Annotated in this window: 22 protein-coding genes and 1 tRNA gene; 5 read left to right on the plus strand and 18 right to left on the minus strand. The window is 61.7% G+C overall.

Features of this window, described 5'->3' with window-relative positions; translation table 11 throughout:
• Positions 1-23 precede the first annotated feature (23 nt).
• Positions 24-2,777, plus strand: coding sequence for a phosphoenolpyruvate carboxylase (gene ppc / locus DNK49_RS19695; RefSeq protein WP_110528763.1), 2,754 nt, complete (start codon positions 24-26; stop codon positions 2,775-2,777).
• 53 nt (positions 2,778-2,830) lie between these two features.
• On the opposite strand, the gene DNK49_RS19700 is transcribed toward ppc, so the two are convergent.
• Both DNK49_RS19700 and DNK49_RS19705 read right to left on the minus strand, forming a co-directional pair.
• The gene (locus DNK49_RS19700) at positions 2,831-3,589 is read right to left on the minus strand and encodes a LytR/AlgR family response regulator transcription factor (RefSeq protein WP_110528766.1); all 759 of its coding nucleotides are present in this window, start codon (positions 3,587-3,589) and stop codon (positions 2,831-2,833) included.
• Positions 3,586-4,608 carry a sensor histidine kinase gene (locus DNK49_RS19705; RefSeq protein WP_110528769.1) on the minus strand — a complete coding sequence of 341 codons (1,023 nt, stop codon included), beginning with the start codon at positions 4,606-4,608 and terminating at the stop codon, positions 3,586-3,588. The genes DNK49_RS19700 and DNK49_RS19705 overlap by 4 nt, the downstream gene beginning before the upstream one ends.
• A gap of 111 nt (positions 4,609-4,719) precedes the next feature.
• Here DNK49_RS19705 and argH point away from each other — a divergent pair, with 111 nt between their 5' ends.
• Both argH and DNK49_RS19715 read left to right on the plus strand, forming a co-directional pair.
• Positions 4,720-6,162 (plus strand): argininosuccinate lyase, encoded by a 1,443-nt coding sequence (argH, locus tag DNK49_RS19710; protein WP_110528772.1) that lies wholly within the window; start codon positions 4,720-4,722, stop codon positions 6,160-6,162.
• Between the two features lie 6 nt (positions 6,163-6,168).
• Positions 6,169-7,455 (plus strand): serine/threonine-protein kinase, encoded by a 1,287-nt coding sequence (locus tag DNK49_RS19715; RefSeq protein ID WP_110528775.1) that lies wholly within the window; start codon positions 6,169-6,171, stop codon positions 7,453-7,455.
• On the opposite strand, the gene DNK49_RS19720 is transcribed toward DNK49_RS19715, so the two are convergent.
• The 8 genes from DNK49_RS19720 to hemA form a co-directional block, all read right to left on the minus strand.
• A complete protein-coding gene (locus tag DNK49_RS19720) occupies positions 7,408-8,538 on the minus strand; it encodes a nucleotidyltransferase domain-containing protein (RefSeq protein WP_165843393.1) in 1,131 nt (376 codons plus the stop codon). The genes DNK49_RS19715 and DNK49_RS19720 overlap by 48 nt on opposite strands.
• Before the next feature lie 4 nt (positions 8,539-8,542).
• Positions 8,543-9,475 carry an HprK-related kinase A gene (locus DNK49_RS19725; RefSeq protein WP_110528781.1) on the minus strand — a complete coding sequence of 311 codons (933 nt, stop codon included), beginning with the start codon at positions 9,473-9,475 and terminating at the stop codon, positions 8,543-8,545.
• On the minus strand, positions 9,472-9,711 hold the full coding sequence (locus DNK49_RS19730; protein WP_110528783.1) for an HPr-rel-A system PqqD family peptide chaperone: 240 nt from the start codon (positions 9,709-9,711) through the stop codon (positions 9,472-9,474). Before DNK49_RS19730 ends, DNK49_RS19725 begins: the two co-directional genes overlap by 4 nt.
• 47 nt (positions 9,712-9,758) lie before the next feature.
• A complete protein-coding gene (locus DNK49_RS19735; RefSeq protein ID WP_110528786.1) occupies positions 9,759-10,283 on the minus strand; it encodes a hypothetical protein in 525 nt (174 codons plus the stop codon).
• A gap of 262 nt (positions 10,284-10,545) precedes the next feature.
• Complete coding sequence (grxD, locus tag DNK49_RS19740; RefSeq protein WP_110528790.1) at positions 10,546-10,869, minus strand: Grx4 family monothiol glutaredoxin; 324 nt, start codon at positions 10,867-10,869, stop codon at positions 10,546-10,548.
• 108 nt (positions 10,870-10,977) lie between these two features.
• Positions 10,978-11,814, minus strand: a complete 837-nt coding sequence (gene prmC, locus DNK49_RS19745; protein WP_110528793.1) for a peptide chain release factor N(5)-glutamine methyltransferase — start codon at positions 11,812-11,814, stop codon at positions 10,978-10,980.
• Positions 11,811-12,896 carry a peptide chain release factor 1 gene (prfA, locus tag DNK49_RS19750; protein WP_110528796.1) on the minus strand — a complete coding sequence of 362 codons (1,086 nt, stop codon included), beginning with the start codon at positions 12,894-12,896 and terminating at the stop codon, positions 11,811-11,813. Before prfA ends, prmC begins: the two co-directional genes overlap by 4 nt.
• 54 nt (positions 12,897-12,950) lie before the next feature.
• Positions 12,951-14,207, minus strand: coding sequence for a glutamyl-tRNA reductase (gene hemA / locus DNK49_RS19755; protein WP_110528799.1), 1,257 nt, complete (start codon positions 14,205-14,207; stop codon positions 12,951-12,953).
• Positions 14,208-14,619: 412 nt separating this feature from the next.
• On the opposite strand from hemA, the gene DNK49_RS19765 reads away from it, so the two are divergent.
• Positions 14,620-15,249 carry a GDSL-type esterase/lipase family protein gene (locus tag DNK49_RS19765; RefSeq protein ID WP_110528805.1) on the plus strand — a complete coding sequence of 210 codons (630 nt, stop codon included), beginning with the start codon at positions 14,620-14,622 and terminating at the stop codon, positions 15,247-15,249.
• Between the two features lie 89 nt (positions 15,250-15,338).
• Here DNK49_RS19765 and DNK49_RS19770 read toward each other — a convergent pair.
• The 7 genes from DNK49_RS19770 to DNK49_RS19800 form a co-directional block, all read right to left on the minus strand.
• A tRNA-Phe gene (locus tag DNK49_RS19770) sits at positions 15,339-15,414 on the minus strand.
• Between the two features lie 47 nt (positions 15,415-15,461).
• On the minus strand, positions 15,462-16,946 hold the full coding sequence (locus DNK49_RS19775) for a sensor histidine kinase (RefSeq protein WP_110528808.1): 1,485 nt from the start codon (positions 16,944-16,946) through the stop codon (positions 15,462-15,464).
• Positions 16,921-17,607, minus strand: coding sequence for a response regulator transcription factor (locus tag DNK49_RS19780; protein WP_110528811.1), 687 nt, complete (start codon positions 17,605-17,607; stop codon positions 16,921-16,923). Before DNK49_RS19780 ends, DNK49_RS19775 begins: the two co-directional genes overlap by 26 nt.
• A 342-nt stretch (positions 17,608-17,949) precedes the next feature.
• Positions 17,950-19,599, minus strand: coding sequence for a chaperonin GroEL (groL, locus tag DNK49_RS19785; protein ID WP_110528814.1), 1,650 nt, complete (start codon positions 19,597-19,599; stop codon positions 17,950-17,952).
• Positions 19,600-19,652: 53 nt separating this feature from the next.
• Complete coding sequence (groES, locus tag DNK49_RS19790) at positions 19,653-19,943, minus strand: co-chaperone GroES (RefSeq protein ID WP_110528817.1); 291 nt, start codon at positions 19,941-19,943, stop codon at positions 19,653-19,655.
• A 378-nt stretch (positions 19,944-20,321) separates the two neighbouring features.
• Entirely contained in the window at positions 20,322-22,037 is a 1,716-nt protein-coding gene (locus DNK49_RS19795; protein ID WP_207807053.1) for an autotransporter assembly complex protein TamA, read from the minus strand.
• Between the two features lie 25 nt (positions 22,038-22,062).
• A complete protein-coding gene (locus tag DNK49_RS19800) occupies positions 22,063-23,064 on the minus strand; it encodes a class 1 fructose-bisphosphatase (protein ID WP_110528823.1) in 1,002 nt (333 codons plus the stop codon).
• 191 nt (positions 23,065-23,255) lie between these two features.
• Between DNK49_RS19800 and DNK49_RS19805 the strand changes: the two genes are divergently transcribed.
• Positions 23,256-24,524: a D-amino acid dehydrogenase gene (locus DNK49_RS19805; RefSeq protein ID WP_110528826.1), complete on the plus strand. Its 1,269-nt coding sequence runs from the start codon at positions 23,256-23,258 to the stop codon at positions 24,522-24,524.
• A gap of 42 nt (positions 24,525-24,566) precedes the next feature.
• Here DNK49_RS19805 and DNK49_RS19810 read toward each other — a convergent pair whose 3' ends face one another.
• On the minus strand, positions 24,567-25,073 hold the full coding sequence (locus tag DNK49_RS19810) for a bacteriohemerythrin (RefSeq protein WP_110528829.1): 507 nt from the start codon (positions 25,071-25,073) through the stop codon (positions 24,567-24,569).
• Between the last annotated feature and the right edge of the window lie 14 nt (positions 25,074-25,087).

Here is a 25,087-nt window from a genome sequence, read left to right on the forward strand (position 1 = left end):
CCGATAACCTGCCAGCCATCATCATGACCCAAGACAAGGACGCGCCCCTGCGCGAAGACATCCGCCTGCTCGGCCGCCTGCTCGGCGACACCGTGCGTGATCAGCAGGGCGAAGCCAGCTTCGAGTTGATCGAGCGTATCCGCCAGACCTCGGTACGCTTCCGGCGCGACGACGACCTTGCCGCACGCCGCGAACTCGAAGGCACCCTGGATGCGTTGTCGCGCGAACAGACCATCCAGGTCGTCCGGGCATTCAGCTACTTCTCCCATCTCGCCAACATTGCCGAGGACCAGCACCATATCCGACGCAGCCGCGCCCATTTGCTGGCAGGTTCCGCGCCGCGCGAAGGCAGCCTCAGCCACGCAATCGCCCACGTGCTGGACAACAACATTGCCAGCCCGGCCGAACTGGGCAGCTTCTTCGACACCGCACTGGTCTCGCCGGTGCTGACCGCCCACCCGACCGAAGTCCAGCGCAAGAGCATCCTCAACTGTCAGACCGTCATCGCCCGTCTGCTCGACGAACGCGACCGGATGCAATTGACGCCTGAAGAGTCTGCGGCAAACCTGGACGCACTGCGCCGCGCCGTGCTCACCCTGTGGCAGACCCGCATGCTGCGCCCCGCCCGACTGTCGGTCATTGACGAGGTCAGCAACGGCGTGTCCTACTTCGAGACCACGTTCCTGAGCGAACTGCCGCGTCTCTACGCCGGGCTGGAAGATCGCCTCGCAGCCGCTGACCCTAACTTAGCCGGACACGAACTGCCGGCATTTCTGCAGGTCGGCAGCTGGATCGGTGGCGACCGTGACGGCAACCCCTTCGTCACCGCTGAAGTGCTTGAGCGCGCGCTGACAATGCAGGCCAGCGCCGCGCTCGGCTACTACCTCGACGAGCTGCACACCCTGGGCTCGCAACTGTCGCTGGCGCTGGGTCTGGTCAGCGCATCGGACGCCCTGCTCGCACTGGCGGACCACTCGCCCGATCATTCACCCCATCGCAGCGACGAACCCTACCGCCGGGCCATCTCCGGCATCTATGCGCGGCTGTCAGCCACTCACCGCGCACTGCTGGGTACCGACCCGGTACGCCATCCGGTTGCCGACGCAGCGCCTTATCCGAGTGTGGATGCATTCGCGGCTGATCTCGACACCATTCATCGCTCGCTGGTCGCCAATGGCAGCGCGGCCCTGGCACGAGGCAGGCTGCGGCAACTGCGCCGCGCACTCAAGGTGTTCGGCTTTCACCTCGCACCCATCGATCTGCGCCAGAACTCCGACGTACACGAACGCGTCGTTGCCGAGTTGCTCGCGCTGGCTCAGCCCGGCACCGATTACCTTTCACTGGACGAATCCGGTCGCTGCGAACTGCTGCTCAACGAACTGGCCACTGCACGCCCGCTGGCCTCGCCCCACGTCAGCTATTCGGCAGACACCGAATCCGAGCTGGCGATCTTCCGCGCCGCCCGTGCCGCACACCTGCGTTTCGGCCAGGCCGCCATCCGCAACTGCATCATCTCCAAGACTGACGACGTCTCCGACCTGCTTGAACTGGCTGTCCTGCTGAAGGAGGCCGGCCTGCTGCGCCCGCTGGAGAACGCACTCGACGTGAACATCATTCCGCTGTTCGAGACCATCGGCGACCTGGACAACGCCGCCGCGGTCATGGACCGGCTGTTTTCCATCCCGCTCTATCGCGGCCTGTTGAGCGAATCGCGTGACGATTCGCAAGAGGTGATGCTGGGCTACTCGGACAGCAACAAGGATGGCGGCTTCCTCACCTCAGGATGGGCGCTCTACAAGGCAGAAGGCGAACTGATCGAGGTTTTCGGACGTCACGGTATCCGCCTGCGCCTGTTCCATGGCCGGGGTGGCTCGGTGGGTCGCGGTGGCGGCCCCAGCTACCAGGCCATCCTGGCCCAACCCGAAGGCGCGGTACAAGGCCAGATCCGGCTGACCGAACAAGGCGAGGTCATCGCCGCCAAGTACGGCAACCCGGAGGTGGGTCGACGTAACCTCGAAGTGCTGGTCGCAGCGACGATCGAAAGCAGCCTGCGCGCGGACGGCGCCAAACCGACGCCGGCCACGTTCATCGACGCCATGCAGCAACTGTCGGATACCGCATTCCAGAGCTACCGCGGCCTCGTGTACGAGACACCCGGTTTCGAACAGTACTTCTGGGAATCGACCGTCATCGCTGAAATTGCCGGATTGAACATTGGCTCGCGCCCGGCGTCGCGCAAGAAAGGCACCCGCATCGAAGACCTTCGCGCCATTCCGTGGGTGTTTTCATGGTCACAATGCCGTTTGATGCTGCCAGGATGGTATGGCTTCGGATCGGCAGTCAAGCAGTGGCTCGCCAGCCATCCGGATGACGGACTGGCGCAATTGCAAGCCATGTACCGCGACTGGTCCTTCTTCAGCACCCTGCTGTCGAACATGGACATGGTACTGGCCAAGACCGACCTCGCCATCGCGTCACGCTACGCCGCCCTGGTCAAGGACGTCGCGCTAAGGACCTCGATCTTCGAGCGCATCCGCCATGAATGGCAGGCAACGGTCGATGCGCTGCTTGCCATTACCGGACAGGCGGAATTGCTGGCTGACAACCCCTTGCTGAAGCGCTCGATCCGCAACCGCTTCCCCTATCTGGATCCGCTCAATCATGTGCAGGTCGAACTGTTGCGGCGACACCGCGAACAAGGTGACGACGAGCGTATCCGCCTCGGCATCCATATCTCGATCAACGGAGTGGCCGCGGGCCTTCGCAACAGCGGCTGACCACGACGCATGACGCAGCCGGCCCGGACTCCGGGCTGGCAATGCGCCCTGTCCTAGACGCCGAGAGCCTGCTTGACGACCGGCCATTGCCGGCGACTGACAGGTAATTGCTCATCGGAATCCCTTAGCAGGATTGCCCAATGCGCTTCCCCCTCGTGCTCACCGGCCCGCACCACGCCTGCAACCGCGCTGCGTGCTACCAGGCAGTTGCGATGCACACGCAGGAAGCGCTCACCAAATTCGTGCTCGATCTGCACCAGCGTCTCGTCCAGCAAGTAATCCCGCTCCCCCGTCCGCGCAGTGACATACTTCTGCTCGGCGCGTAGGTAAAGCACCGCATCGACCGGCACCAGCAGGATCCGCCCCCGCTCACTGACACTGAAATGCTGCCGTCGCCCGGTCGCCAATGACTCGAGCACCTGACGATCCAGCGGTTCGCGCCTGACCTTACCCAACGCCGCAGCAAGCCGCTCGGCCCGCACCGGCTTCAACAAGTAGTCCACCGCTGCCACATCGAAGGCCTGGACGGCGTACTCGTCATAAGCAGTGGTAAAAATCACCCCAGGCGGGCGGGCAAGCGCCCCCAGATGGCGGGCGAGCTCCACACCATCCATCAGCGGCATGCGGACGTCGGCCAGTACCACATCGGCATCAGTCGCCTCCAGAAGGCGCAAGGCCTCCACCCCGTTTGCCGCCATTCCGACAATTCGGGTCGGACAACTGACGGCCAGGTCACCCAACAGATCGCGCAACCTCGTCCTGGCCGGAGCCTCGTCGTCGACGATCAGCACATTCAACGGCACATGGCTCATTCTGCAGACATCCTCACCGGTAGATGAATACGTACGCGGTAGCGATCGGCCCCACCATCGATCTCAAGCCTCGCCTCCAGATCGTAAAACAGCATCAGCCGCTCGCGAATGTTCTCAAGCGCCATGTTGTTCCCATGATGATGCGACCCACCTGGCGCCGCCGGATTCTCGACTTCGAGCAGCAGATCCCGCCCCTGCCGCTGGATCCGGACCCGGACAACACCGGTTCCGGCCAAGGGCTCGACGCCGTGATACACCGCGTTCTCGAGCAAGGGCTGCAGCAGCAGGGGCGGCACCAGAATGCGCTTCAAGGCCGCCACATCCCCCTCCAGTTGCCATTGCACCTCCAGTCGCTCGGCCAGGCGCAACTGCTCCAGCCCCAGGTAACGCTCACACAAGGCAAGCTCTTCACCCAGTGGCACCAAGTTTCGATTCTCCCGCATCAGCGCACGAAACAACTCGGCCAGTTCCTCCAGGCCACGCTCGGCACGGCGCGGATCGGAGCGGATCACCCCGAGCACGGCATTGAGGGTATTGAACAGAAAATGGGGCCGGATCCGTGCGGTCAAGGCCTGCAGCCGTGCCTCTGTCAGCGCGGGCGAGAACAAGCGGCTGCGATAGTCGAAGTACATCAGACTCACTAGCGCCGCCCCCAGAGCCCAACTCATCCAGCGCACAAGGCTGCCATTCTCACTGCCCTGCAGAATCGGCCAGGTCAGCGCCACCGACGCCAGGGCCACGCCGGCAACGACCAGCGCAGCCAGTCGAGACGCCATCTTGCTTAGCGCCGGCGCCACCCCATACAAAGTCAGCATTGCGAGAAACAGCGGCAGCTCGACACGACCCGCCATCAGTAACAGTTCTGACATCAAGTCGGCAGGCACATCGACACGCACCAGCACGGTCAAGACCGCAAGCAGATTGACCAACAGCATGGCGCGCAGCATCACGCCAAGATTGCGGAAATCCGGCAGGGGCGCAGCAGCAGGCGTACGAGGCTTTTGCTTTATACTTTTCATCTCGGAGCAGGCAGCACAGCAGGCTCTCGCACAAGTAGCACTCCGTCAGCAAGCACTACCGCGAAACGGGCCTGACATGCCCGCCGCGACATCATCCTCAGTTAAGGCATTATGACAGATCAAGCCGCGCCCCAGCCCCACGACATCGACTCTGCCAACACCAGCAAGGCCTGGTCCGGACGCTTCTCCGAGCCGGTCTCGGATCTCGTCAAGCGTTACACCGCATCGGTGTATTTTGACCAGCGCATGGCGCAGCAGGATATCCGTGGATCGCTCGCGCATGCGAAGATGCTGGCCCGCCAGGGCATCATTGCAGCGGCCGATCTGGCTGACATCGAACGAGGCATGGCCCAGATACTGGGGGAGATCGAGCGTGGCGAGTTTGTCTGGAGCCTTGATGACGAGGACGTCCACCTCAACATCGAGAAGCGCCTCACCGCCCTGGTGGGCGATGCAGGCAAACGCCTGCATACCGGCCGCAGCCGCAACGACCAGGTTGCAACCGACATACGCCTTTGGCTACGCGACGCCATCGACCAGATCCTGATCCTGATCGGCGAGTTCCAGCGCAAGCTGCTCGATGTTGCCGAAGCCCATGCTGCCACTCCAATGCCGGGTTTCACGCATCTTCAGGTGGCCCAACCGGTGACTTTCGGCCACCACTTGATGGCCTACTACGAAATGAGCCGCCGCGATGCCGAGCGCTTCGCTGACTGCCGCAAGCGCGTCAATCGCCTGCCCTTGGGCAGTGCGGCCCTGGCGGGCACCAGCTACCCGATCGATCGCGAGTTCGTCGCAGCCGAACTTGGCTTCGACGAGGTCTGCTACAACTCGCTCGACGCGGTCAGCGACCGTGACTTTGCCATCGAATTCTGCGCTGCAGCGGCGTTGCTGATGACCCACTTGTCGCGACTGTCGGAGGAGCTCATCCTGTGGATGAGCCCTCGCGTGGGCTTCATCGACCTGGCGGACCGCTTCTGCACCGGTTCTTCGATCATGCCGCAGAAAAAGAACCCGGACGTACCGGAACTGGTCCGCGGCAAGACCGGGCGCGTCAACGGCAGCCTCATCGCCCTGCTCACCCTGATGAAGGGTCAGCCGCTGGCCTACAACAAGGACAACCAGGAGGACAAGGAACCCCTGTTCGATACCGCCGACACGGTCATCGATACCCTGCGCATCTACGCTGACATGATCACCGGTATCAAGGTCAAGGCCGACGCCATGCGCGGCGCACTGTCGCAGGGCTATGCCACGGCAACCGACCTGGCCGACTACCTGGTCAAACAAGGCCTGCCCTTCCGTGATGCGCACGAGGCTGTTGCGCTTGCGGTGCGCGCGGCAGAAGGCCGGGGCTGCGACCTGCCCCAGTTCAGCCTCGAAGAGTTACGGGCGGCCATGGCACATGTCCCCGGCGCGGCAGAGCGCGTTGGACCGGAAGTATTCGAGGTGCTCACCGTCGAAGGCTCGCTCGCGTCCCGCAGTCATGTCGGCGGCACGGCCCCGGAACGCGTCCGTGCCGCAGTTGCTGCTGCACGCAAACGACTGGCCTGATCGGACATGGCGACGAACAGGATCGGCAAGTACGAGATTCGTCGCCTGCTGGGCGAAGGGGCCACCAGTGCTGTCTTCCTGGCCTGGGACCCCTTCCGCCAGCGTGATGTAGCCATCAAGCAGCTCTTCCCTGAAGTCGTCAGCGACCAGCAGCGAGGCCGTCTGTACCGGCAACTGCTGCTCAACGAGGCCGCGCTTGCCGGCAAGCTCGCTCACCCACACATCGTGCAGATCTACGATGCGGTCATCAGCGACAACGATGCCTATGTGGTCATGGAGTATGTCCCTGGCGGGACGCTCGAGCCACTGACCCGCCCAGGTCAATTGCTACCGTTCGAGCGCCTGATCGAAATCATTTTCAAGTGCACCCGCGCGCTCGACTACGCCTTTCACCAAGGCATCACCCACCGTGACATCAAGCCGGCCAACATCCTGCTGACTGCGGCCGGCGGTAGCGACATCCGGATCTCGGACTTCGGTGCGGCGCTGCAGACTGCCAGCGACACCACCCAGATTACCGGCATCGGCTCACCCGCCTACATGTCACCCCAGCAAGTGCGGGAGATGCCGCTCGATCACCGCACCGACATCTACTCACTGGGCGTGGTGATGTACCAGTTGCTGACCAGTCGCCTGCCGTTCGAAGCCGATAACAACTACGGACTGATCTACCGTATTGCCCACGAAACGCCGGTCCCCCCCATTGACCTGCGGCCGGAGATCCCTCTGGCGCTAGACGCGATCGTACGCCGCGCAATGGAAAAGGAGCTCGACCGCCGCTACCAGAGCTGGGCAGAGTTCTCGCATGACCTCGCCCTGGCCTTCCGCAACCGCAGCGTGGCGCTCGACCGTCATGCCCTGCCCGAGGCCGAAAAGTTTCAGACCCTGCGCAGCATTGCCTTTTTCCGCGAGTTCGCCGATGCCGAACTGTGGGAGGTGATCACCCTGGCTCAATGGAGCCACCTCAAACCAGGCACCGTCATCATGAAAGAAGGCGAAGCCGGAGACCACTTCTGCTTTCTGGCCAACGGCGAAGCCCAGGTCAAGAAAAGAGGCAAGCTGTTGAACATCCTGACCGCCGGTGAGTGTTTCGGCGAGATGGCGTTGTTTTCTGCCGGTGGCGGGATCCGGTCAGCCTCTGTCGAAGCCAATACCGAGGTCGACGTCATCACCATTCGCGCCCGCGCGCTACAGCGCGCATCCGACACCTGCAGGATGCACTTCTACAAGGCCTTCCTCGAGGTGTTATCCACCCGGCTGTCTCTGGCCAGCGCCCGTATCGCGAACCTTTGATGCGGCACGGAAGCGGACGGCATGCGCAAGCTGCCGCCCCATCTTCGTCGACAGATGGCGGATCAACAAGCCCGGCGGCATACGGAGGCGGTGATACCGAACCTGCGCAGCCCACCCCCCCATGCGGCGCTTCAAGCCAGGGACAGTATCCGGATCATGCGGCAACATCGTCGCCGACATCAACCAGTCCATGCCACGGCACGCCAGGCCCATCGGCGGCGCAACAACCTCGCGCACCGGCGTCCCGAGCCAAAGCCCGCAGTATTTCAGCGCATAAGCCAGCAACCCCGAGGCGCCGTGGCATTGGGCACGCGTCGCCAGTTGGCACCAATCTGCATCGGCCTGCATGTATGCACGCAGCAAGGCATCGATATCAACCAGGTCACGCAAACGAACGTCAAGTTCGGAATCCTGAAACAGATGGATCACCGCGTGCACGATCTGATCTGCGGGCGACAGAACCAGATAACGACTTGCAGTAACAGCGCGGACATCGCGGAACAACAAACCCGTATCCGCACGCGTGCGACTGGTCACCGGCGTGATCGTATGATGCAGATCAACCTCAAGTGCATGTCCGGGATATCGCATTGGAGGCAGTTCGTGACTCCACTGCCGGTAGTACTGCTGATCATAGTCGTCCACCGACTCGAACTTCCAGCCCGCATCGAGCAAGGCGTGCTCAACCTCGTCCAACCGGTCACGTGGCACCATGATGTCGACATCGCCCGGCAACCGTCCAGCTGCAAAAGGCTGCGCCTCGGCCACATAGGCCGCCCCCTTGAGCAGCACGACCGGTACGGATGATGGAATGACCGAAGCCAGTGCGCCAAGCTCGAGCCGGACCATCCTTGCACGGTGATCCGCATAGACCAGCGCCGAACAAAGATGCCCCTGCACCTCAGGCGGCACCAAACGCCAAAGAACAGAATTCGCAGCCACTCGATGCGCAATCGTACCCAGCAGGCGAGCCTGTCGGGCCAGGCGCAGGGTCAGATCCCAGTCGGCCAGCGTCATCCGCCGAACGTGATCCACATCCCGCAACAATGACAGCAAGTGCCAATGTGCCTTGTTTCCGGGCATGACCTCAAACGTCCTCATCAGTCATCAAGCACCGTATGCAGTCCAGAGCCTCGTCCAGGCGACTGTAGACCAGTTGGTAACACTGGCTGCGCTCCACCAGATCCGCTACTGCATTGAACGAGCGTGCGCCAAGCAAACCGTAGTTGAAGCTGTTGAATGCCAGACGGGCAAATGCCTGCTCCGGAGCCTGCGGCAGCAGCGACAAGGCAGCCCCAGCCTCCCAGCGCGGGAACAACACCAGTGCCGGTGCAAGCTCACAATCGAGCTCAGCAACGCTTTCAGCATTGGGTGCAAGATGTGCGACATCGCCCTTGCGTGTCCCCGCAAACACGGGCCCCATGCGTGCGTCGGGTGCAAAACGGCGGATCACCTCAATTGATTCGTTCTTGAGCGCCACGGGTTTGAGCATCGGCAGCAGACGACCATCCATCGGTCTGAGCACGCCGAATTCATCAGACAGCAGCCGGAAGCCACTCAACATAAGCGCTGCTGTCAGCGTACTCTTGCCGGAACCCGGCACCGCAGGCATGACAAGGGCGCGCCCGTTCAGTCCCAACACACCGGCATGGAGCAGCACATACTGATTGAAGCGCTGCCCAAAGCACCAGTTGACGCCCCATTCAAACAAAGGCAAGGCATTGGAAACGGGGAAAGGCTCGAAAGGCTCGACACCATCAATAGAGAACCGTACCTGCGGTTTCACCAATCGCCGCAGCCCTCTCCCACGCTCGAGCCGCACGTGAAAGTCGGCGAACTCACCTTGATCCTGAAACGGAAACGCCCCGTAGACGTCTTGCAGTATCCTGGCGAAGCCCGAGGCCTCTGCACGCACCCGCACACGACACGCACCATAAGACAGCCACAGCCCATCTGACGCAAGCGCGGCATCGATTCGATCTGGAGTCGCATCGGAAAAAAACAAAGGAGAAGCCGTCATGCGCGCAGGACACCGATCTCCTGCAACATGTTCAGGAGATCCCGATAACCGGTCACATGCTCATCGATGCCGAACTCTTCGCACAAACGGGCGTTCAAGACTTCAATCGAGACCCGCCCGTTCAATTGCTGAAACTCAGCGACCCAATCGGCCACCGCGACCGCCTCAGGCGGCAGGACATGGGTTTGCCCGTCTCGGCCATCGAACACGACTGCCGCGTCGCCCAGCCGACGCATCAGGACAGTCTCATCAGAGACTGCGCCCGTTGCGGGTGGATCAAATCTCAAGGAATGATTGTATTGCTATTGAGGGTCGCACCCGTCAGGGAATTCCAGCAGGAGGCGCCTGCAATGGGGTTTACAGTTTCTGCCGTTTGGTCAAGCACAAGCTTGCCCATCTTTGCATTAGTGTCGTAGTGAACCAGCCCATAAAAGAACTCGTTACTTACGATCGTAGTGTTAACCGGCAGAACCTCGACCGCCTTGTTACCGCCCGTAGTGGAGCTGATTACCCTGAACCACTTGCCAGCATAATTGAATCCGGCGCCAGTCGTATTGCTGGTCTCACCCGGAAGCTTGGCCCTTACGTTGTACTTTTGCAGCTTTACCCGCATCCAGCCGTCCGTAGCAGCACTGAAGCCCGTCGGCTTGGCGGCATCCTGATACAACTTCAGGCTTTTCTGATCACAGGTTGCGCTGACATTGGCAAGTGCAGCCCCGCTGGGCAGCGTGAACACGGCTGATGCGCCTGCTGCGGCCTTGATCAGTTTTCTACGCTGTTCGGTATGCGCTTGCACGGGGGATGACATAAAAACCTCAATAAGGAGACACTCGCGATTGCCTGTGAATATGCGCTGCCGCCACACAAGAGTACAGGAAAACAATCACACTCACGCTTATCAAGCAAAAAACGAGCCCGGCAAATAAATCAAATAAAATTGATTGCTTTCAAGCACTTGAAATTTCCAGGCGAGGTCCCTGGAAATAACTGGCGGCCAAGTGTAAAAAACTTCGACACCTGACCGCCTATTTCAAGCACACACGCACCATCTGGGCGCAACAGTCAGGACATCAGGCAACGACGCCTGCGTCCTTCAGCAACTGCTGCATCTCGCCGCTCTGATACATCTCGCGCATGATGTCGCTACCGCCGACGAACTCCCCCTTGACGTAAAGCTGAGGAATGGTCGGCCAGTTGGAAAACGCCTTGATGCCCTGACGGATGGCCTCGTCGGCCAGTACGTTGACGGTGACGAAATCGGTCACGCCACACGCCTTCAGAATCTGCACCGCCGTCGACGAGAAACCGCACTGCGGCATCTGGGCGCTGCCCTTCATGTAAAGCACCACCGCATTGCTCGACACCTGCTCGCGAATGACGTCCTGAATGTCCATTTCTGTATCCAATAAACCGAGTGAATTAGTCGGGAAATTCTAGGCCTGCCACAAGACTCCGTCAATATTGCCAAGCCAGGCAACATCAAGCAAACAGCGTTCCATGCTTCAGCGCCGGCCCAGATAGCGCCCGCCGGACACGCGCTCGATGCCTGCCAGATCCTTCCAGGACGTAATCGAGGCAAACCCGCCATCGGCGAGCAAACCCCGCACCGATGCAGCCTGATCGTAGCCATGCTCCAGCAGCAGCCAGCCTTCCGGCTCCAGATGCGCGGGCGCGCCCGCAACGATCTCCACCAGATCGTCCAGCCCTGCCGACCCCGCAGCCAGGGCGGTCCGGGGCTCAAAGCGCAGATCGCCCTGCTCCAGATGAGGATCTGCCGCTGCGATGTAGGGAGGATTAGCGACAATCAGCTGAAAACGCTCCTCGCCCAGGCCGGCGAACCAGTCGCTTTGGACGAAGGACACACTCGCTCCCAACCGTGCAGCGTTGGCCATCGCCACCCACAGCGCCTCACGCGAACGATCGAGGGCAGTGACATCTGCCGCGTCGAGCTCCAGCGCCAATGTGACCGCAAGCGCGCCCGACCCTGTCCCCATGTCCAGCACCCGCGCCCTGGGAACACTGGAAAAATGCGCCAAAGCCAACTCGACGAGTAGTTCGGTATCGGGACGCGGAATCAACACGGCGGGCGTCACCATGAAGTGACGTCCATAGAATTCGCGCTCGCCAGTCAGATACGCCACGGGTTCGCCCGCCCGACGCCGCTCCACCAGGTCTCGAAACACCCGCCAGGCCTCGGCATCAAGCTTCTGCTCCGGCCAGGCGACCAGACGGGACGGTGGGCACTGCAGCACATGACGCAACAGCACACGGGCATCCAGCTGATCGATCTGCTGCCGGGCCCAGCCAAGCGCGCCGGCGATGTCGGGCTGCTCGCTCACCCCTGCTCCTCGGACAGGGCCGCCAGTAGATCCGCCTGATGCTCCAGCGTCAGGGCATCGACCAACTCGTCAATCTCGCCCTGCATCACGGCATCGAGCTTGTACAGCGTCAGGTTGATCCGGTGATCCGTGACACGCCCCTGAGGAAAGTTATACGTACGGATACGCTCCGACCGGTCGCCACTGCCAACCAGACTCTTGCGTGTTGCAGCCTCGGCCGCCTGACGCTGACGCAGTTGCATGTCGTGCAAACGCGCCGCCAGCACGGCCATGGCCTGCGCCTTGTTGCGATGCTGCGAGCGATCGTCCTGACATTCCACGACCAGGCCGGTCGGAACATGGGTAATGCGGACCGCAGAGTCGGTCTTGTTGATGTGCTGCCCGCCTGCACCCGAAGCGCGAAAGGTATCGATACGAAGATCCGCGGGATTGATCTCGATCGCATCGAGCTCGTCAGCCTCCGGCATCACGGCCACCGTGCATGCCGAAGTATGGATACGCCCCTGGGTCTCGGTGACAGGAATACGCTGCACCCGATGCCCCCCCGATTCAAACTTCAAGCGGGAGTAGGCGCCCACCCCGACAATGCGGACAATCACTTCCCGGTAGCCGCCCAGATCCGACTCACTGGACGACACCATCTCGACGCGCCAGCGCTGACGTTCGGCATACCGCGAGTACATCCGCAACAAGTCGCCGGCAAACAGGGCCGCTTCATCCCCCCCGGTACCCGCACGGATTTCCAGAAACAGGTTGCGCTCATCGTTGGGATCACGCGGCAACAGCGCACGTTGCAGCGCCTCCTCAAGTTCCGCAATGCGCACTTCGCCAGCCTCGAGCTCCATCCGGCCCAGCTCGGCCATTTCCGTATCGTCAAGCAGTTCGCGTGCAGTCGCGCAGTCCGCCTCAGCCTGACGATAAGCCTCATAGAGCACCACCACCGGCTCGATTTCCGCACGCTCGCGCGACCGCTCGCGAAAGCTGTTCATGTTCTGCGCGGCGTCGGAAGAGGCGAGCTCGCGGTCGAGCTCGTCGAGCCGGCCGGTGAGATGTTCTAGCTTGTCGCGGATACTCTGCTTCATTGGATCGGGGAATGCACCGCGCCATGGCCGACCACGGCGCGGCGGCCGTATCGGCTAGTGTTGTTGAGGCGGAAGGTTGAACAACTGCCGCACGATGCGTCCCGCATCGGCATGCTGCTCGCCCTCGGCCTGATTCAGGTAACGGGTGGGGCCATGCATCAGCTTGTTGGTCAGCCCATGCGACAACGCCTCAAGCACCTGCTGAGGATCCCCTCCCCGAGCAAGCAGACGCAACGCGCGCTCGACCTCCGCCTCGCGCACGTTCTCGGCATGCTGACGCAAGGCCCTGATCACCGGTACCGAGTCGCGCGCCTGCATCCAGTGCAGGAATCCATCCACCCGGCTATCAATGATGCCCTCAGCCTCAATCACCGCCTGCTGGCGGGACTCCAGGCCTGCATCAACAACCTGTGCCAGATCATCCACCGTATAGAGGAAGACATCGTCCATCTTGCCGATTTCCGGCTCAATGTCGCGTGGTACCGCCAGGTCCACCATCACCATGGGCCGATGACGGCGCGCCTTGATCGCGCGCTCGGCCATACCCAGGCCGACAATGGGCAAGGGCGCGGCCGTACAGGACACCACGATGTCGAACCGGGGCAGCATGTCACCCACCAGGTCGATACGCATCGTCTGCGCACCAAATCGGCTTGCCAGCGCCTGCCCGCGGGCTTCGGTACGATTGGCGATGGTCATTGACTTGGGCCCGGCGCCCGCAAAATGCGCCGCACAGAGCTCGATCATCTCGCCCGCACCGATGAACAGCACATGCTGATCGGACACCCGTTCGAAGATACGCGCGCACAGATTGACCGCCGCTGCGGCCATCGACACGGTGTTCGCACCGATCGCAGTCGTCGAACGCACTTCCTTGGCGACGGCGAAGGTGCTCTGGAACAACTTGTGCAGCAAGGTCCCCAGCGTGCCCGCTTCTTCCGCTCGCCGCACTGCATCCTTCACCTGCCCCAGGATCTGCGGCTCGCCGAGGACCATCGAATCCAGTCCGCTGGCGACTCTGAACACATGCCGGATCGCGTCGCGCTGAGGGTGCGCATATAGGTAAGGCGCAACCTCATTGAGCGGCAACTGATGAAAGCCAGCCAGCCAGTCAGCCGCATGTTGCGGTTGCTCGGCAGCAAAATAGAGCTCGGTGCGATTACAGGTCGATAAGATCGCCGCCTCGCGAACCGCCGAGCCACGCGTCAGGTCGTGCAGCGCCAGATCCAGCCGCTCAGGCTGAAACGCCACACGCTCGCGAATCGCAAGCGGTGCGGTGTGGTGGTTCAGTCCAAGGGCGTAAAGCTGCATCAGCGGTCGGAAATCCGGATAAGCCGGTGATTATACCCCTCACGCCCGCAGAAGCCGCAGACTTGCCACCTTCACAGCAGGAACACCTCATTTCGCCCCCTCCCCCACCCCGCCCGTCACAGCCCCTACCCCGATCATGGCATTCAGCCCGGATAGCCGTAACGAACCGCGTAAGGGCACAATATGGACTCCTGAGCGTTTCCTGACACACCATGCAGACGGCCTCTACACCCGCAGACATACGCTGTCATCGCTGCGCCCATTACTTCATCACTCACCATCCAGATCAACCCTACGGATGTCAGGCGCTGGGCTTCAAAAGCCGGATCGAACCCAGCAAGGAAGTATTCAAGGCTTCGGGAGAACCTTGCAGATTCTTCAACCCTCACCCCCGTACCACAAGCAGATACCGATGAAACGCCGAAACTTCCTCCTGCTGTCGCTGACCCTGGCAGCACTCGGTGCCTGCTCGGAGCGTCCTAAGCTGCCAGTACTTCCTGCGGGCGAAACCGTGCTGGCATTTGGCGACAGCGTCACCTTCGGCACCGGCGCGAGTCGTGGCGAAGACTGGCCCAGCTTGCTGGCCGACCGTACAGGATGGCAGATCATCAATGGAGGCATCCCGGGTGACACGGCAGAAGCCGGCAAGCACAGGATCGAGAGTCTGCTGACCGAACACCAGCCCCGCCTGGTGCTCATCGAGATCGGCGGCAACGACTTCATCCGCCGCCGGCCCGCAAGCGCGGTCAAGGAAGACATCCGCCAGATCATTCGCACCACCCAGGCTGCAGGCGCCCACGCGGTACTGATTGCCGTACCCGCAGCCTCACTGCTGAGCATCGTCGCTCAGCGCCCATCCGACGCCCCGCTCTATGCCGAACTGGCCAAAGAGGAGGGCACGCCACTCATTCCGGGCGTATTTTCCGAGACACTGGCAACGCCAGAACTTCGTGCAGATCCAATACATCCTAACGCGGCAGGCTATGCGCGCATGGCGGAAGGCATCTACCGGGAACTGGGCGTGATTGGCCTTACGCGCTGACTCTTGAATGGACACCACACCCAGAGACACAAAGAAAAATGCAAAAAGCCTGATCTATTCGACCAGGCTTTTTGCATTTTCTTGTCTTTTGGTGGCCAGTCGCGGAATCGAACCACGGACACGCGGATTTTCAATCCGCTGCTCTACCAACTGAGCTAACTGGCCAACGAGGTGCGCATTATAGCGGACCTACACGGAGCGTCAAGCATAATTTATCCGAGCGGATAAAAATCCCCATGTACAGGCGGTGGAGGCTGCAACTGGCTGCGGGGGAACACCACCTGCGCAAGCGTCCCCTGCCCCGCAGGGTTGGGGCACAGGGTGACGGTCGCACGATGCAGGTCGGCAATTTCCCGGACGATCGGCAAGCCCAGGCCCGAACCATCGGCACCGCTCCCCAGCACTCGATAGAAGCGCTCGAACACCCGCTCACGATCCGCATCGGGAATACCCTCGCCGGTATCCTCGATCTCCAGGATGGGCGTTCCAGCATGCCGGGTGCGCGCCGTCACGCTGCCGCCACGCGGCGTATACTTGATTGCGTTGTCCATCAGGTTCTTGATCATCTCGCGCAGCAGTACGGGGTTCCCCTCGACCAGCATGCCCTGACCGCTTCCCTCCACACCCAGGTCGATGCCTTTGGCCAACGCCCGTGGGAACAGATCCTGCGCGACCTCACGCACGACCGCCTCGACATCCAGGATCTCCACCACATAAAGCTTTTCGAAGCTGGCCTCGGCACGTGCCAGTGAGAGCAGCTGGTTGATCAGATGACTGGCACGTTCGGTGCTGTCTGCAATCCGGGTCAGCGATAGCCGCAACTGTTCGGGATCGCTCTCATGCAAGGCAAGATCGGTCTGCATCTTGAGCCCGGTCAGCGGGGTTCTCATCTGGTGCGCGGCATCGGCGATGAAACGCTGCTGTGCCTGCAGGTTCTCCTCCAGGCGAGCCATCATGTCGTTGAAGGCAATGATCAGCGGGCGAACCTCTTCCGGCACGCTGGCTGGCACAATCGGCGAGAGATCGGTCGGCCGACGCCTGCGGATCAGGCTTTGCAGCCGATTCAGCGGTGCAATGCCGCGCGTCAGCCCAACCCACACCAGTACCACTGCGAGTGGAATGATCGCGAACTGTGGCAACAACACGCCAGTGACCACCCGCGACGCCAGATCCGAACGCTTGTTGCGAGTCTCGGCGACCTGGACCAGCACCAAGGGACTGGCAGGCTCCGGCCATACGCGCACGAACTGATAGGCGACCCGAACCTCCTCGCCATGAATCACCTCATCGCGGTATCTGACCTCTTCTGCCAGCACGGTTGCCGGCGCCGGTGCCCATGGAATCTCGCGGTCACCGGTAATCAGCTGACCAGACTGATCCGCCACCTGGTAGTAGACCGTATCGTCCTGATCGGCGCGGAACAGGGCCCGCGGCGGCGCCGGGAAATGCACCACGACCTGGTCGTTCTCCACGGTGACCAGTCTTGCAAGCGCCCGCACGCTGTCCGCCATTGCACGGTCATAGGGTTGATTGGCAATGTTGTCAGCGACGTTGTGCGTGACGATGATGGAAATCGGCCACAGGAACAACAGTGGCGCCAGCATCCAGTCGAGAATCTCACCGAACAGCGAATTGGGCTGTCCGGTGGCACGCTGCCCCTTGGCGTTACGTTCAGACTTTCGCAGTCTGGAGAACATCGGGGTTTTCCAGGCAGTACCCCAGGCCACGCACCGTCACGATGCGGATGCCACTATCCTCGAGCTTCTTGCGCAAACGGTGTACATAGACTTCGATTGCATTGCTCGAGACCTCCTCACCCCAACCGCACAGGTGGTCAACCAACTGATCCTTGCTGACCAGTCTACCCACACGAAGAATGAAGACCTCGAGCAAGCCGACCTCACGTGCCGACAGTTCGATCATCTGACCATTGATCTTGACCACACGATCGGCCTGATCGTAGCTGAGGTTGCCGATCTCGATGCAACGTGGCTGACCGGTACCGCGGCGCGTATGCGCCCGCACCCGTGCTTCAAGCTCGGGCAAGGCAAAAGGCTTGGTCATGTAATCATCGGCCCCGGCATCCAGTCCGCGCACGCGGTCCTCGACCCCGTCCTGAGCCGTCAGGATCAGCACGGGAATGGCAGACTTGCGCGCCCGCAGGCGCTTGAGCACCTCGATGCCCGGCAGCTTGGGCAAGCCCAGATCAAGGATCAGCAAATCGTAGGGTTGCGAGGCCAGCGCGGCATCGGCGTCGCTCCCGGTTGCAACATGGTCGATCGCGTAGCCACCGCGCTTGAGCGCCCGGCAAATCCCGTCAGCAATGACTGGATCATCTTCTGCAAGCAGGATGCGCATAGGGTTCCGGATGTAAGTTCAATGTAAGCGGACGCCATTAGAGTCAGCTCCGCTGTTCTCCTTTTACTCGGTCTTCGGGAGCGACCCCGGCATCCGTGCCACGTCGCTCCGGGGAGCATCGCCTGCTGCGTGCGGTGGTGCTCCCTGCCGCCTTTTCGCCAGCCCTTCATTATTCCACGCCTTCGATCTACCGCGTTAGCGTTTGCTGATGCCACGACCGAAGACGACAGCGCGTGCTCGCCCCAGCCCTTGCTAGCGAGTCGAAAGCGCCAATCCAGACACACAGACGTAAAAAAACCCCGTGTTTCCACGGGGTTTCTCTCAGGCTGGGTCAGGCAACAATTACATGCCCATGCCCATGTCGCCCATACCACCCATGCCGCCCATACCCGGCATGCCGCCGGCGGGCTTGTCTTCAGCCAGCTCACCGACCATGCAGTCAGTGGTCAGCATCAGGCCAGCAACGGAAGCAGCATTCTGCAGCGCGGTGCGGGTCACCTTGGTGGGATCCAGCACACCCATCTCGACCATGTCGCCGTATTCGCCGGTCGCGGCGTTGTAGCCAAAGTTGCCCGAACCTTCGACAACCTTGTTGACCACCACCGAGGGCTCGTCGCCAGCGTTGGCAACGATCTCGCGCAGCGGCTGCTCCATGGCGCGCAGCACGATCTTGATGCCGGCGTCCTGGTCGTGGTTGTCACCCTTCAGACCAGCCAGATTGGCACGGGCACGCAGCAGGGCAACGCCGCCGCCGGGGACGATACCTTCTTCCACTGCAGCGCGGGTGGCGTGCAGGGCGTCTTCCACGCGGGCCTTCTTTTCCTTCATTTCGACTTCGGTCGCCGCACCCACCTTGATCACTGCAACACCGCCGGCCAGCTTGGCCACGCGCTCTTGCAGCTTCTCGCGATCGTAGTCGGAGGTGGCTTCTTCGATCTGCACACGGATCTGCTTGACGCGGGCTTCGATGCGCGAGGCGTCGCCAGCACCGTCGATGACGATGGTGTTTTCCTTGCCCACTTCGATGCGCTTGGCCTGGCCCAGCTCAGCCAGGGTTGCCTTCTCGAGGGTCAGGCCGACTTCTTCGGCGATCACCTGACCGCCAGTCAGCACGGCGATGTCTTCGAGCATGGCCTTGCGACGATCACCAAAGCCCGGAGCCTTGACGGCGCAGGTCTTCAGGATGCCACGGATGTTGTTCACCACCAGGGTGGCCAGTGCTTCGCCATCGACATCTTCAGCGATGATCAGCAGCGGACGGCCCGACTTGGCCACTTGCTCCAGCACCGGCAGCAGGTCACGGATGTTGGAGATCTTCTTGTCGAACAGCAGGACGAAGGGGTTGTCGAGGATGGCAACCTGCTTGTCCGGGTTGTTGATGAAGTAGGGCGACAGGTAGCCGCGGTCGAACTGCATGCCTTCGACGACGTCCAGTTCGTTGTTCAGCGACTTGCCGTCTTCAACGGTGATCACGCCTTCCTTGCCGACCTTTTCCATCGCGTTGGCGATGATGCCGCCGATATCGGCGTCGGAGTTGGCCGAGATCGAGCCGACCTGGGCGATTTCCTTGTTGGTCGAGCAGGGCTTGGACAGCTTCTTCAGCTCTTCGATGGTGGCGACGACAGCCTTGTCGATGCCGCGCTTCAGATCCATCGGGTTCATGCCGGCGGCAACGAACTTCATGCCTTCACGGACGATGGATTGCGCCAGCACGGTGGCGGTGGTGGTGCCGTCACCCGCGATGTCGGAGGTCTTGGAAGCCACTTCCTTGACCATCTGAGCGCCCATGTTCTCGAACTTGTCCTTCAGTTCGATTTCCTTGGCGACGGACACGCCGTCCTTGGTCACGGTCGGGGCGCCAAACGAGCGCTCGAGCACCACGTTACGGCCCTTGGGACCGAGGGTAACCTTGACCGCGTTGGCCAGGATGTTGATACCAGCAACCATGCGCTCGCGCGCGGAATCGCCAAACTTGACTTCTTTAGCAGCCATGCTGTGAAACTCCTAGATTATTCAGATGTGGATCGATGCAGGACGGGGGAGGCTCAGGCCTCGACCACACCCATGATGTCTTCCTCGCGCATCACGAGGAGCTCTTCGCCATCGACCTTGACCGACTGGCCGGCGTACTTGCCGAACAGCACCTTGTCGCCCGCCTTGACGGCCATCGGACGAACCTTGCCGTCGTCCAGGATCTTGCCGTTGCCGACAGCCAGCACTTCGCCCTGATCGGGCTTTTCACCGGCGGAGTCGGGGATCACGATACCGCTGGCGGTCTTGCGTTCGGCTTCCAGACGCTTGACGATCACGCGATCGTGCAGGGGACGAATCTTCATCGAGTTCACTCCTTGGTTCAGTTCAACGTTGGCGAACAGTGTTCGCCGTGAAAAATTCGCAGTGACCTGGAGCGGCTCCAGGCTTGTTAGCACTCACTGCCAACGAGTGCTAATAATAGGGACGGGCATAAGCGATTTCAAGTGCCACATCACGAGAAATTTTTATCACAGCCCACGTTGAACGTCTCGCACTGCTCGTGTCTGCCCCCGCTCTCAGCAAGCAACGATGTGCCGATCAGGCCCCTCACCCCAAGCACCCGCCAATAGACAGCTGGCCCCAGCTGGCGAAGATATTGAATCAACATTGTGCGCAGCGAACCCAACCTGGCGGGAACGACAAAATCGGCAGGCACCCCCGCCTCATCTCACGCTACGCACTCAGAACGCGACAGCCACGCCAAAGTGCAGACGCAGGCGCTGGTCCTCATGAGACCAGGCCAGATCAATGGCCAGCGGCCCGGCGGGACTGCGCCAGCGCCCCCCCACGCCGTAGCCGGTGCGCAAGCGATAGCTCTCACGTGAATCAGCGGCATCACCCGCATCAATGAAGAACGCGCTCCCCCAGTCCGGCGCGAACCAGCGGACATACTCCACACTGGCAGTCGCCAGGTAGCGCCCACCTACGGTTGCCTCGCCCTCCTTCACCCCCAGGCTCTGGTAGGCGTAGCCACGCACCGACTGCGCTCCACCGGTGCGAAACAGGAAATCCTGGGGAATGCCATCGCGCGACGGAGCAAGGGTTGCGCCGGCCTCGGTGCGCAAGATCAGCACATCCCGCTCGGCCACCGGCAGGTAATGCTGATAGCGCGCATAGACCCTGACGAAATCCTGTTCGGCCAGCGCAACGCTGGCGCCGCCACCGACCTGGACCTCGAGCACATAACCACGTCGTGGATCCAGCACATCATCCACCGCGCGCTGTACCCAGCCCCAATTCGCGGTCAGCGTATTCTGCGAACTCGGGTCCGCACCATCAGGCCGCAGGGCCTCGTGCTGCAATCGCAGGCCAAGCTGCGTCTCGATGTCACCGCGTATGGTGGTCCGCGTCGCACCGATGGCCTGACTCGACACTTTGAGGCCTTCCAGGTCGCTGCGATCGAACAACACACCAAAGCTGTCGCGATGGCGCGCACGCTCCAGCGGCAGAAACACGTCGGCGAACAGCGACTGACGGCGCTGCTCCAGCCTCAGCGCAGTAGAGAGTTCCCAGGCCTGGTCGAGCAGATTGACGTCCCGATAGCTGGCTTCAACCCGATAGCCGGTATTGCTCGAAAGGCCGGCACCAAAGCCCAGCCGCCTGGATTGCGCCTCGGACACCTGGACGCGAATCGGCGTTGCGGATGCGCGCATCGGATCACGATCGATGTCGACGATCACAGACGCAAACTGTGGTGCGGACTGAAGCTCGCTCTGAAAGGCCAGCAGGGCGTCGCGATCATACTCGTCGCCCGGATTCGATCGACGGTAGCGCTCGACCAGATCCAGCGGCAGATGACGCAGGCCGCTGACCTGCAACTCACCCAGCCGGAACACCGGACCGCTATCGACCACCAATGCCAGCCTGACGCGGGCGGCCTCGGCATCCACCTCGGCGCGGGTGGCCGCATAACGTGCAGCAGCAAATCTCTTCCGGCTGACGCTGTCGAGCAACTGCTGCTTGGCGCGATCCCAATCTGCCTGTCGAAACGGCTGCCCCACCCCCAGCCCCCACGCCTGACGCAAGGCATCGCGAAATGCGGTGTCAGCCTCGTTGTGCGCCAGTTCGCCTTCAAACTGGATATCAACGGCATCGATGCGGGCACGCTCACCCGGCTCGACAGTGAGCAACCAGCGGCCCTGCTCACTGCGATCGAGCCTGACCTCCGGACTGAAAAACCCTTCGGTTGCAAGCAGGTCCGTCACTTCACGCCGGGTACGACGCACCAGCGCAAGACGATCCGCCGCAAGTTCGGGAACGTCCACCGTCGCCTCCCGCAGCAAGCGGAGGTGCTGGGTCAACAAAGGGCGCACAGAGGCAGGAGCCTCCAGCGCAACCGTGACACCGGTCTGAGCCTGAAGCGCTCCCGAGCAAAACGCAAAGAGGCACGCAAGCAAGCAACTGCGCGCCCCGGCGCAGTACTCAGCCCTCAAGATGATAGGCCGTCACCCGCTCGACTTCGGCCCTGGAACCCAGGATGACCGGCACACGCTGATGCAGCTTGCCAGGCACCACATCGAGAATGCGCTCGCGGCCGGTGGTTGCGGCACCACCTGCCTGCTCGATCAGCATGGCCATCGGATTCGCCTCGTACATCAGACGCAGCTTGCCGCCTTGCGCCCGGCACTTCTCGTCCAGCGGATACATGAAGATACCTCCCCGAGTCAGCACACGATGCACGTCGGCCACCATCGACGCGACCCAGCGCATGTTGAAATCGCGCCCGCGCGGCCCGGTCTTGCCCTGCTGCAACTCGTCGATGTAGCGCTTGACGGGCGCCTCCCAGTGGCGCGCGTTGGAGGCATTGATGGCGAACTCGCTGGTCTCGTCCGGCACCGTCATGAACGGATGGGTATAGATGAAACTACCCATCTCACGATCGAGCGTAAAGGCATGCACGCCGTGCCCCACCGTCAGGACGAACTGGGTGGATGGCCCGTACACTGCATAACCCGCTGCAATCTGCTCGCTGCCGGGCTGCAGGAAACTGTCCTCGGTCACATCGGTGCGCCCTTCCGGATTCCGCAGCACCGAGAAGATGGTCCCCACCGAAACGTTGATGTCGATGTTTGACGAGCCATCAAGCGGATCGAACAACAACAGATAGCCACCCTTCGGATAATCGAAGGGAATCTGGTGCACCGTCTCAACCTCTTCCGACGCCATGCCAGCCAGATGCCCCCCCCACTCGTTGGCCTGAAGCAGAATTTCATTGGCAATCACGTCGAGCTTCTTCTGCGCCTCGCCCTGAACATTGTCCGTACCAGCCTCGCCGAGCACACCCGCAAGCGCGCCCTTCGATACATTGACGCTGATCGCCTTGACCGCACGGGCAACGACTTCAAGCAGCAAACGCAAATCGGCCGAGACGCGGCCGGCGCGCTGCTGCTCGATAAGAAACTGGGTTAGGGTGACACGACGCATTGAGTGAACTCCCGAGCGCTGATAAATGAGTTGAAACAGCCTGAACAGACCGGATTATCCGGATTCCTGACACAATGCGCACGCCCCGTTGCACGCATACACATATCCGCGGTTATCATCCTGCGCTTTGTGGAACTCTTGCCCCGGCGCAGGCTCGTACCACTGTACCCAATTCGAGCACAGCCCCGCATATGCATGTGATGGTTCTCGGCGCCGGCATTACCGGTGTCACCACTGCCTGGTATCTCAGACAGGCCGGATACGATGTCAGCATTGTAGACCGTCAGGACGCAGCCGCCCAGGAAACGAGTTTTGCCAATGGCGGTCAGATCTCGGTCAGCCACCCGGAACCCTGGGCCAATCCGGCAACGCCTTTCCTCGTCCTGCGCTGGCTGGGCAGGGAGGACTCGCCCTTGCGCTTCCGCCCCCGCGCCAGCATTCGTCAGTGGCGCTGGGCAATGAGCTTTCTGCACGAATGCCTGCCCTGGCGTGCGCGCCGCAATACCGCTGCGATTGCCGCCCTGGCCTTGCACAGCCAGCGCCAGTTGCAGCTCGTGCGCCGCGAAGCTGGCATCGAAACTCAATACGACGCCCGCCAGCAGGGCATCCTGCACCTGTTCTTCAGCAACGCCGACTTTGCCCACGCCCAAACTCGCGCCAGCATCCTGAACGAACTCGGTGTTGCTGCACGCACCTGCACCAGGGAAGAATGCATCGCCATCGAGCCTGCACTGGCTGCACGCGCACACCACCTGGCTGGCGGACTCTACGCGCCGAACGACGAGTCAGGCGATGCCATGCAATTTACCCAGGCACTGGCAGCAGTACTAAGACAAAAAGGCGTCACCTTCCATCTCGGCACAACAATCAAACGGCTGTGCAGCAGCAACGGCCTGATCGAGGGGGTGGAAGTCAGCGACCGTGAAGGCCGTACCGGTACACTGACTGCCAATGCTTACGTACTTTGCCTGGGTAGCTACAGCCCGTTGCTGGTGCGCCCGCTGGGCGAGCGCTTGCCGATCTATCCGGTCAAGGGTTATTCGATCACCGCCCCGGTCGCCGACCCGACGCATGCACCCGAGGTCAGCCTCACGGACGAATCGCGGCGCATTGTCTGTTCACGCCTAGGAGAGCGGCTGCGGATTGCTGGCACAGCCGAACTGAACGGTTACAATCCAGCCATCGACCCAGCGCGCGGCCGTCCTTTGTTCGACTGGGTCGAACAGTGCCTGCCCGGCGCCATCGACCCAGGCCAAGCCACACTATGGGCAGGGCTACGCCCTGCCACCCCCAGCAACCTGCCCATCATCGGCAAGAGTCGCCTGCTCAATCTCTGGTACAACACAGGCCACGGCACACTAGGGTGGACCCTGGCCTGCGGATCAGCGCAAGTCCTCAGCGCCTTGATGGGCAGCCATCAACAGCCGGTACCGGCCTTCCCGGTGCTGGCGCCACGTTGAACCGACTGGCCATACTGCCGGCCTGCCAGTCACTCGAGTGGATCAGCCCTGTGCTACTGCAGCCTCAACGCCTTCGGCAGAGGGAGTCGCACACGCACAACCGCCTGACGTGCGTCCATCTGCGCACGCTGCAGCGGCATCGCCACGAATTTCGCACGTCTCGACATCGAAGCCGATACTGTCCAGGTGAAAGGCCAGCGCTGCATCCATGCCGCCCACGTGATTGTCGAACCAGGCGGGCAACTCCTCAATCAAGCGTCGGCCCAGAAAACCGTCGCCGCGTTCGACACGATTGCGCACGTCACGCAGCACCACCATTACCCGATCGTGCTCGGCACGATGACAGCCAGGGAAATTGACCTTTTCCATCCAGCGATTTTCCTGGTCGAAATGGGCCTCGGTATGTTCGATAAACGCATCCAGTCGCGCCAGAAACTGCTCGGCAGGCGCACTGGCAACCTGATTGTAGAGATCGACGAACTCGCGATGCGTATCGTCCATCCGGCCCAAACCCAGCTCAAGCTGCTCCGTCCATTGCATCTGCGCCATGCACCACTCTCCTG

The sequence above is a fragment of the Parazoarcus communis SWub3 = DSM 12120 genome (genome assembly GCF_003226565.1).
GTDB classification, from domain to species: Bacteria; Pseudomonadota; Gammaproteobacteria; order Burkholderiales; family Rhodocyclaceae; genus Parazoarcus; species Parazoarcus communis.

Bases quoted from the DNA above. Each gene is read 5' to 3' on its own strand.
- ppc (WP_110528763.1), top strand. From the start codon at position 24: ATGACCCAAGACAAGGACGCGCCCCTGCGCGAAGACATCCGCCTGCTC.
- DNK49_RS19700 (WP_110528766.1), bottom strand. From the start codon at position 3,589: ATGAGCCATGTGCCGTTGAATGTGCTGATCGTCGACGACGAGGCTCCG.
- DNK49_RS19705 (WP_110528769.1), bottom strand. From the start codon at position 4,608: ATGAAAAGTATAAAGCAAAAGCCTCGTACGCCTGCTGCTGCGCCCCTG.
- argH (WP_110528772.1), top strand. From the start codon at position 4,720: ATGACAGATCAAGCCGCGCCCCAGCCCCACGACATCGACTCTGCCAAC.
- DNK49_RS19715 (WP_110528775.1), top strand. From the start codon at position 6,169: ATGGCGACGAACAGGATCGGCAAGTACGAGATTCGTCGCCTGCTGGGC.
- DNK49_RS19720 (WP_165843393.1), bottom strand. From the start codon at position 8,538: ATGCCCGGAAACAAGGCACATTGGCACTTGCTGTCATTGTTGCGGGAT.
- DNK49_RS19725 (WP_110528781.1), bottom strand. From the start codon at position 9,475: ATGACGGCTTCTCCTTTGTTTTTTTCCGATGCGACTCCAGATCGAATC.
- DNK49_RS19730 (WP_110528783.1), bottom strand. From the start codon at position 9,711: ATGCGTCGGCTGGGCGACGCGGCAGTCGTGTTCGATGGCCGAGACGGG.
- DNK49_RS19735 (WP_110528786.1), bottom strand. From the start codon at position 10,283: ATGTCATCCCCCGTGCAAGCGCATACCGAACAGCGTAGAAAACTGATC.
- grxD (WP_110528790.1), bottom strand. From the start codon at position 10,869: ATGGACATTCAGGACGTCATTCGCGAGCAGGTGTCGAGCAATGCGGTG.
- prfA (WP_110528796.1), bottom strand. From the start codon at position 12,896: ATGAAGCAGAGTATCCGCGACAAGCTAGAACATCTCACCGGCCGGCTC.
- hemA (WP_110528799.1), bottom strand. From the start codon at position 14,207: ATGCAGCTTTACGCCCTTGGACTGAACCACCACACCGCACCGCTTGCG.
- DNK49_RS19765 (WP_110528805.1), top strand. From the start codon at position 14,620: ATGAAACGCCGAAACTTCCTCCTGCTGTCGCTGACCCTGGCAGCACTC.
- DNK49_RS19775 (WP_110528808.1), bottom strand. From the start codon at position 16,946: ATGTTCTCCAGACTGCGAAAGTCTGAACGTAACGCCAAGGGGCAGCGT.
- DNK49_RS19780 (WP_110528811.1), bottom strand. From the start codon at position 17,607: ATGCGCATCCTGCTTGCAGAAGATGATCCAGTCATTGCTGACGGGATT.
- groL (WP_110528814.1), bottom strand. From the start codon at position 19,599: ATGGCTGCTAAAGAAGTCAAGTTTGGCGATTCCGCGCGCGAGCGCATG.
- groES (WP_110528817.1), bottom strand. From the start codon at position 19,943: ATGAAGATTCGTCCCCTGCACGATCGCGTGATCGTCAAGCGTCTGGAA.
- DNK49_RS19800 (WP_110528823.1), bottom strand. From the start codon at position 23,064: ATGCGTCGTGTCACCCTAACCCAGTTTCTTATCGAGCAGCAGCGCGCC.
- DNK49_RS19805 (WP_110528826.1), top strand. From the start codon at position 23,256: ATGCATGTGATGGTTCTCGGCGCCGGCATTACCGGTGTCACCACTGCC.
- DNK49_RS19810 (WP_110528829.1), bottom strand. From the start codon at position 25,073: ATGGCGCAGATGCAATGGACGGAGCAGCTTGAGCTGGGTTTGGGCCGG.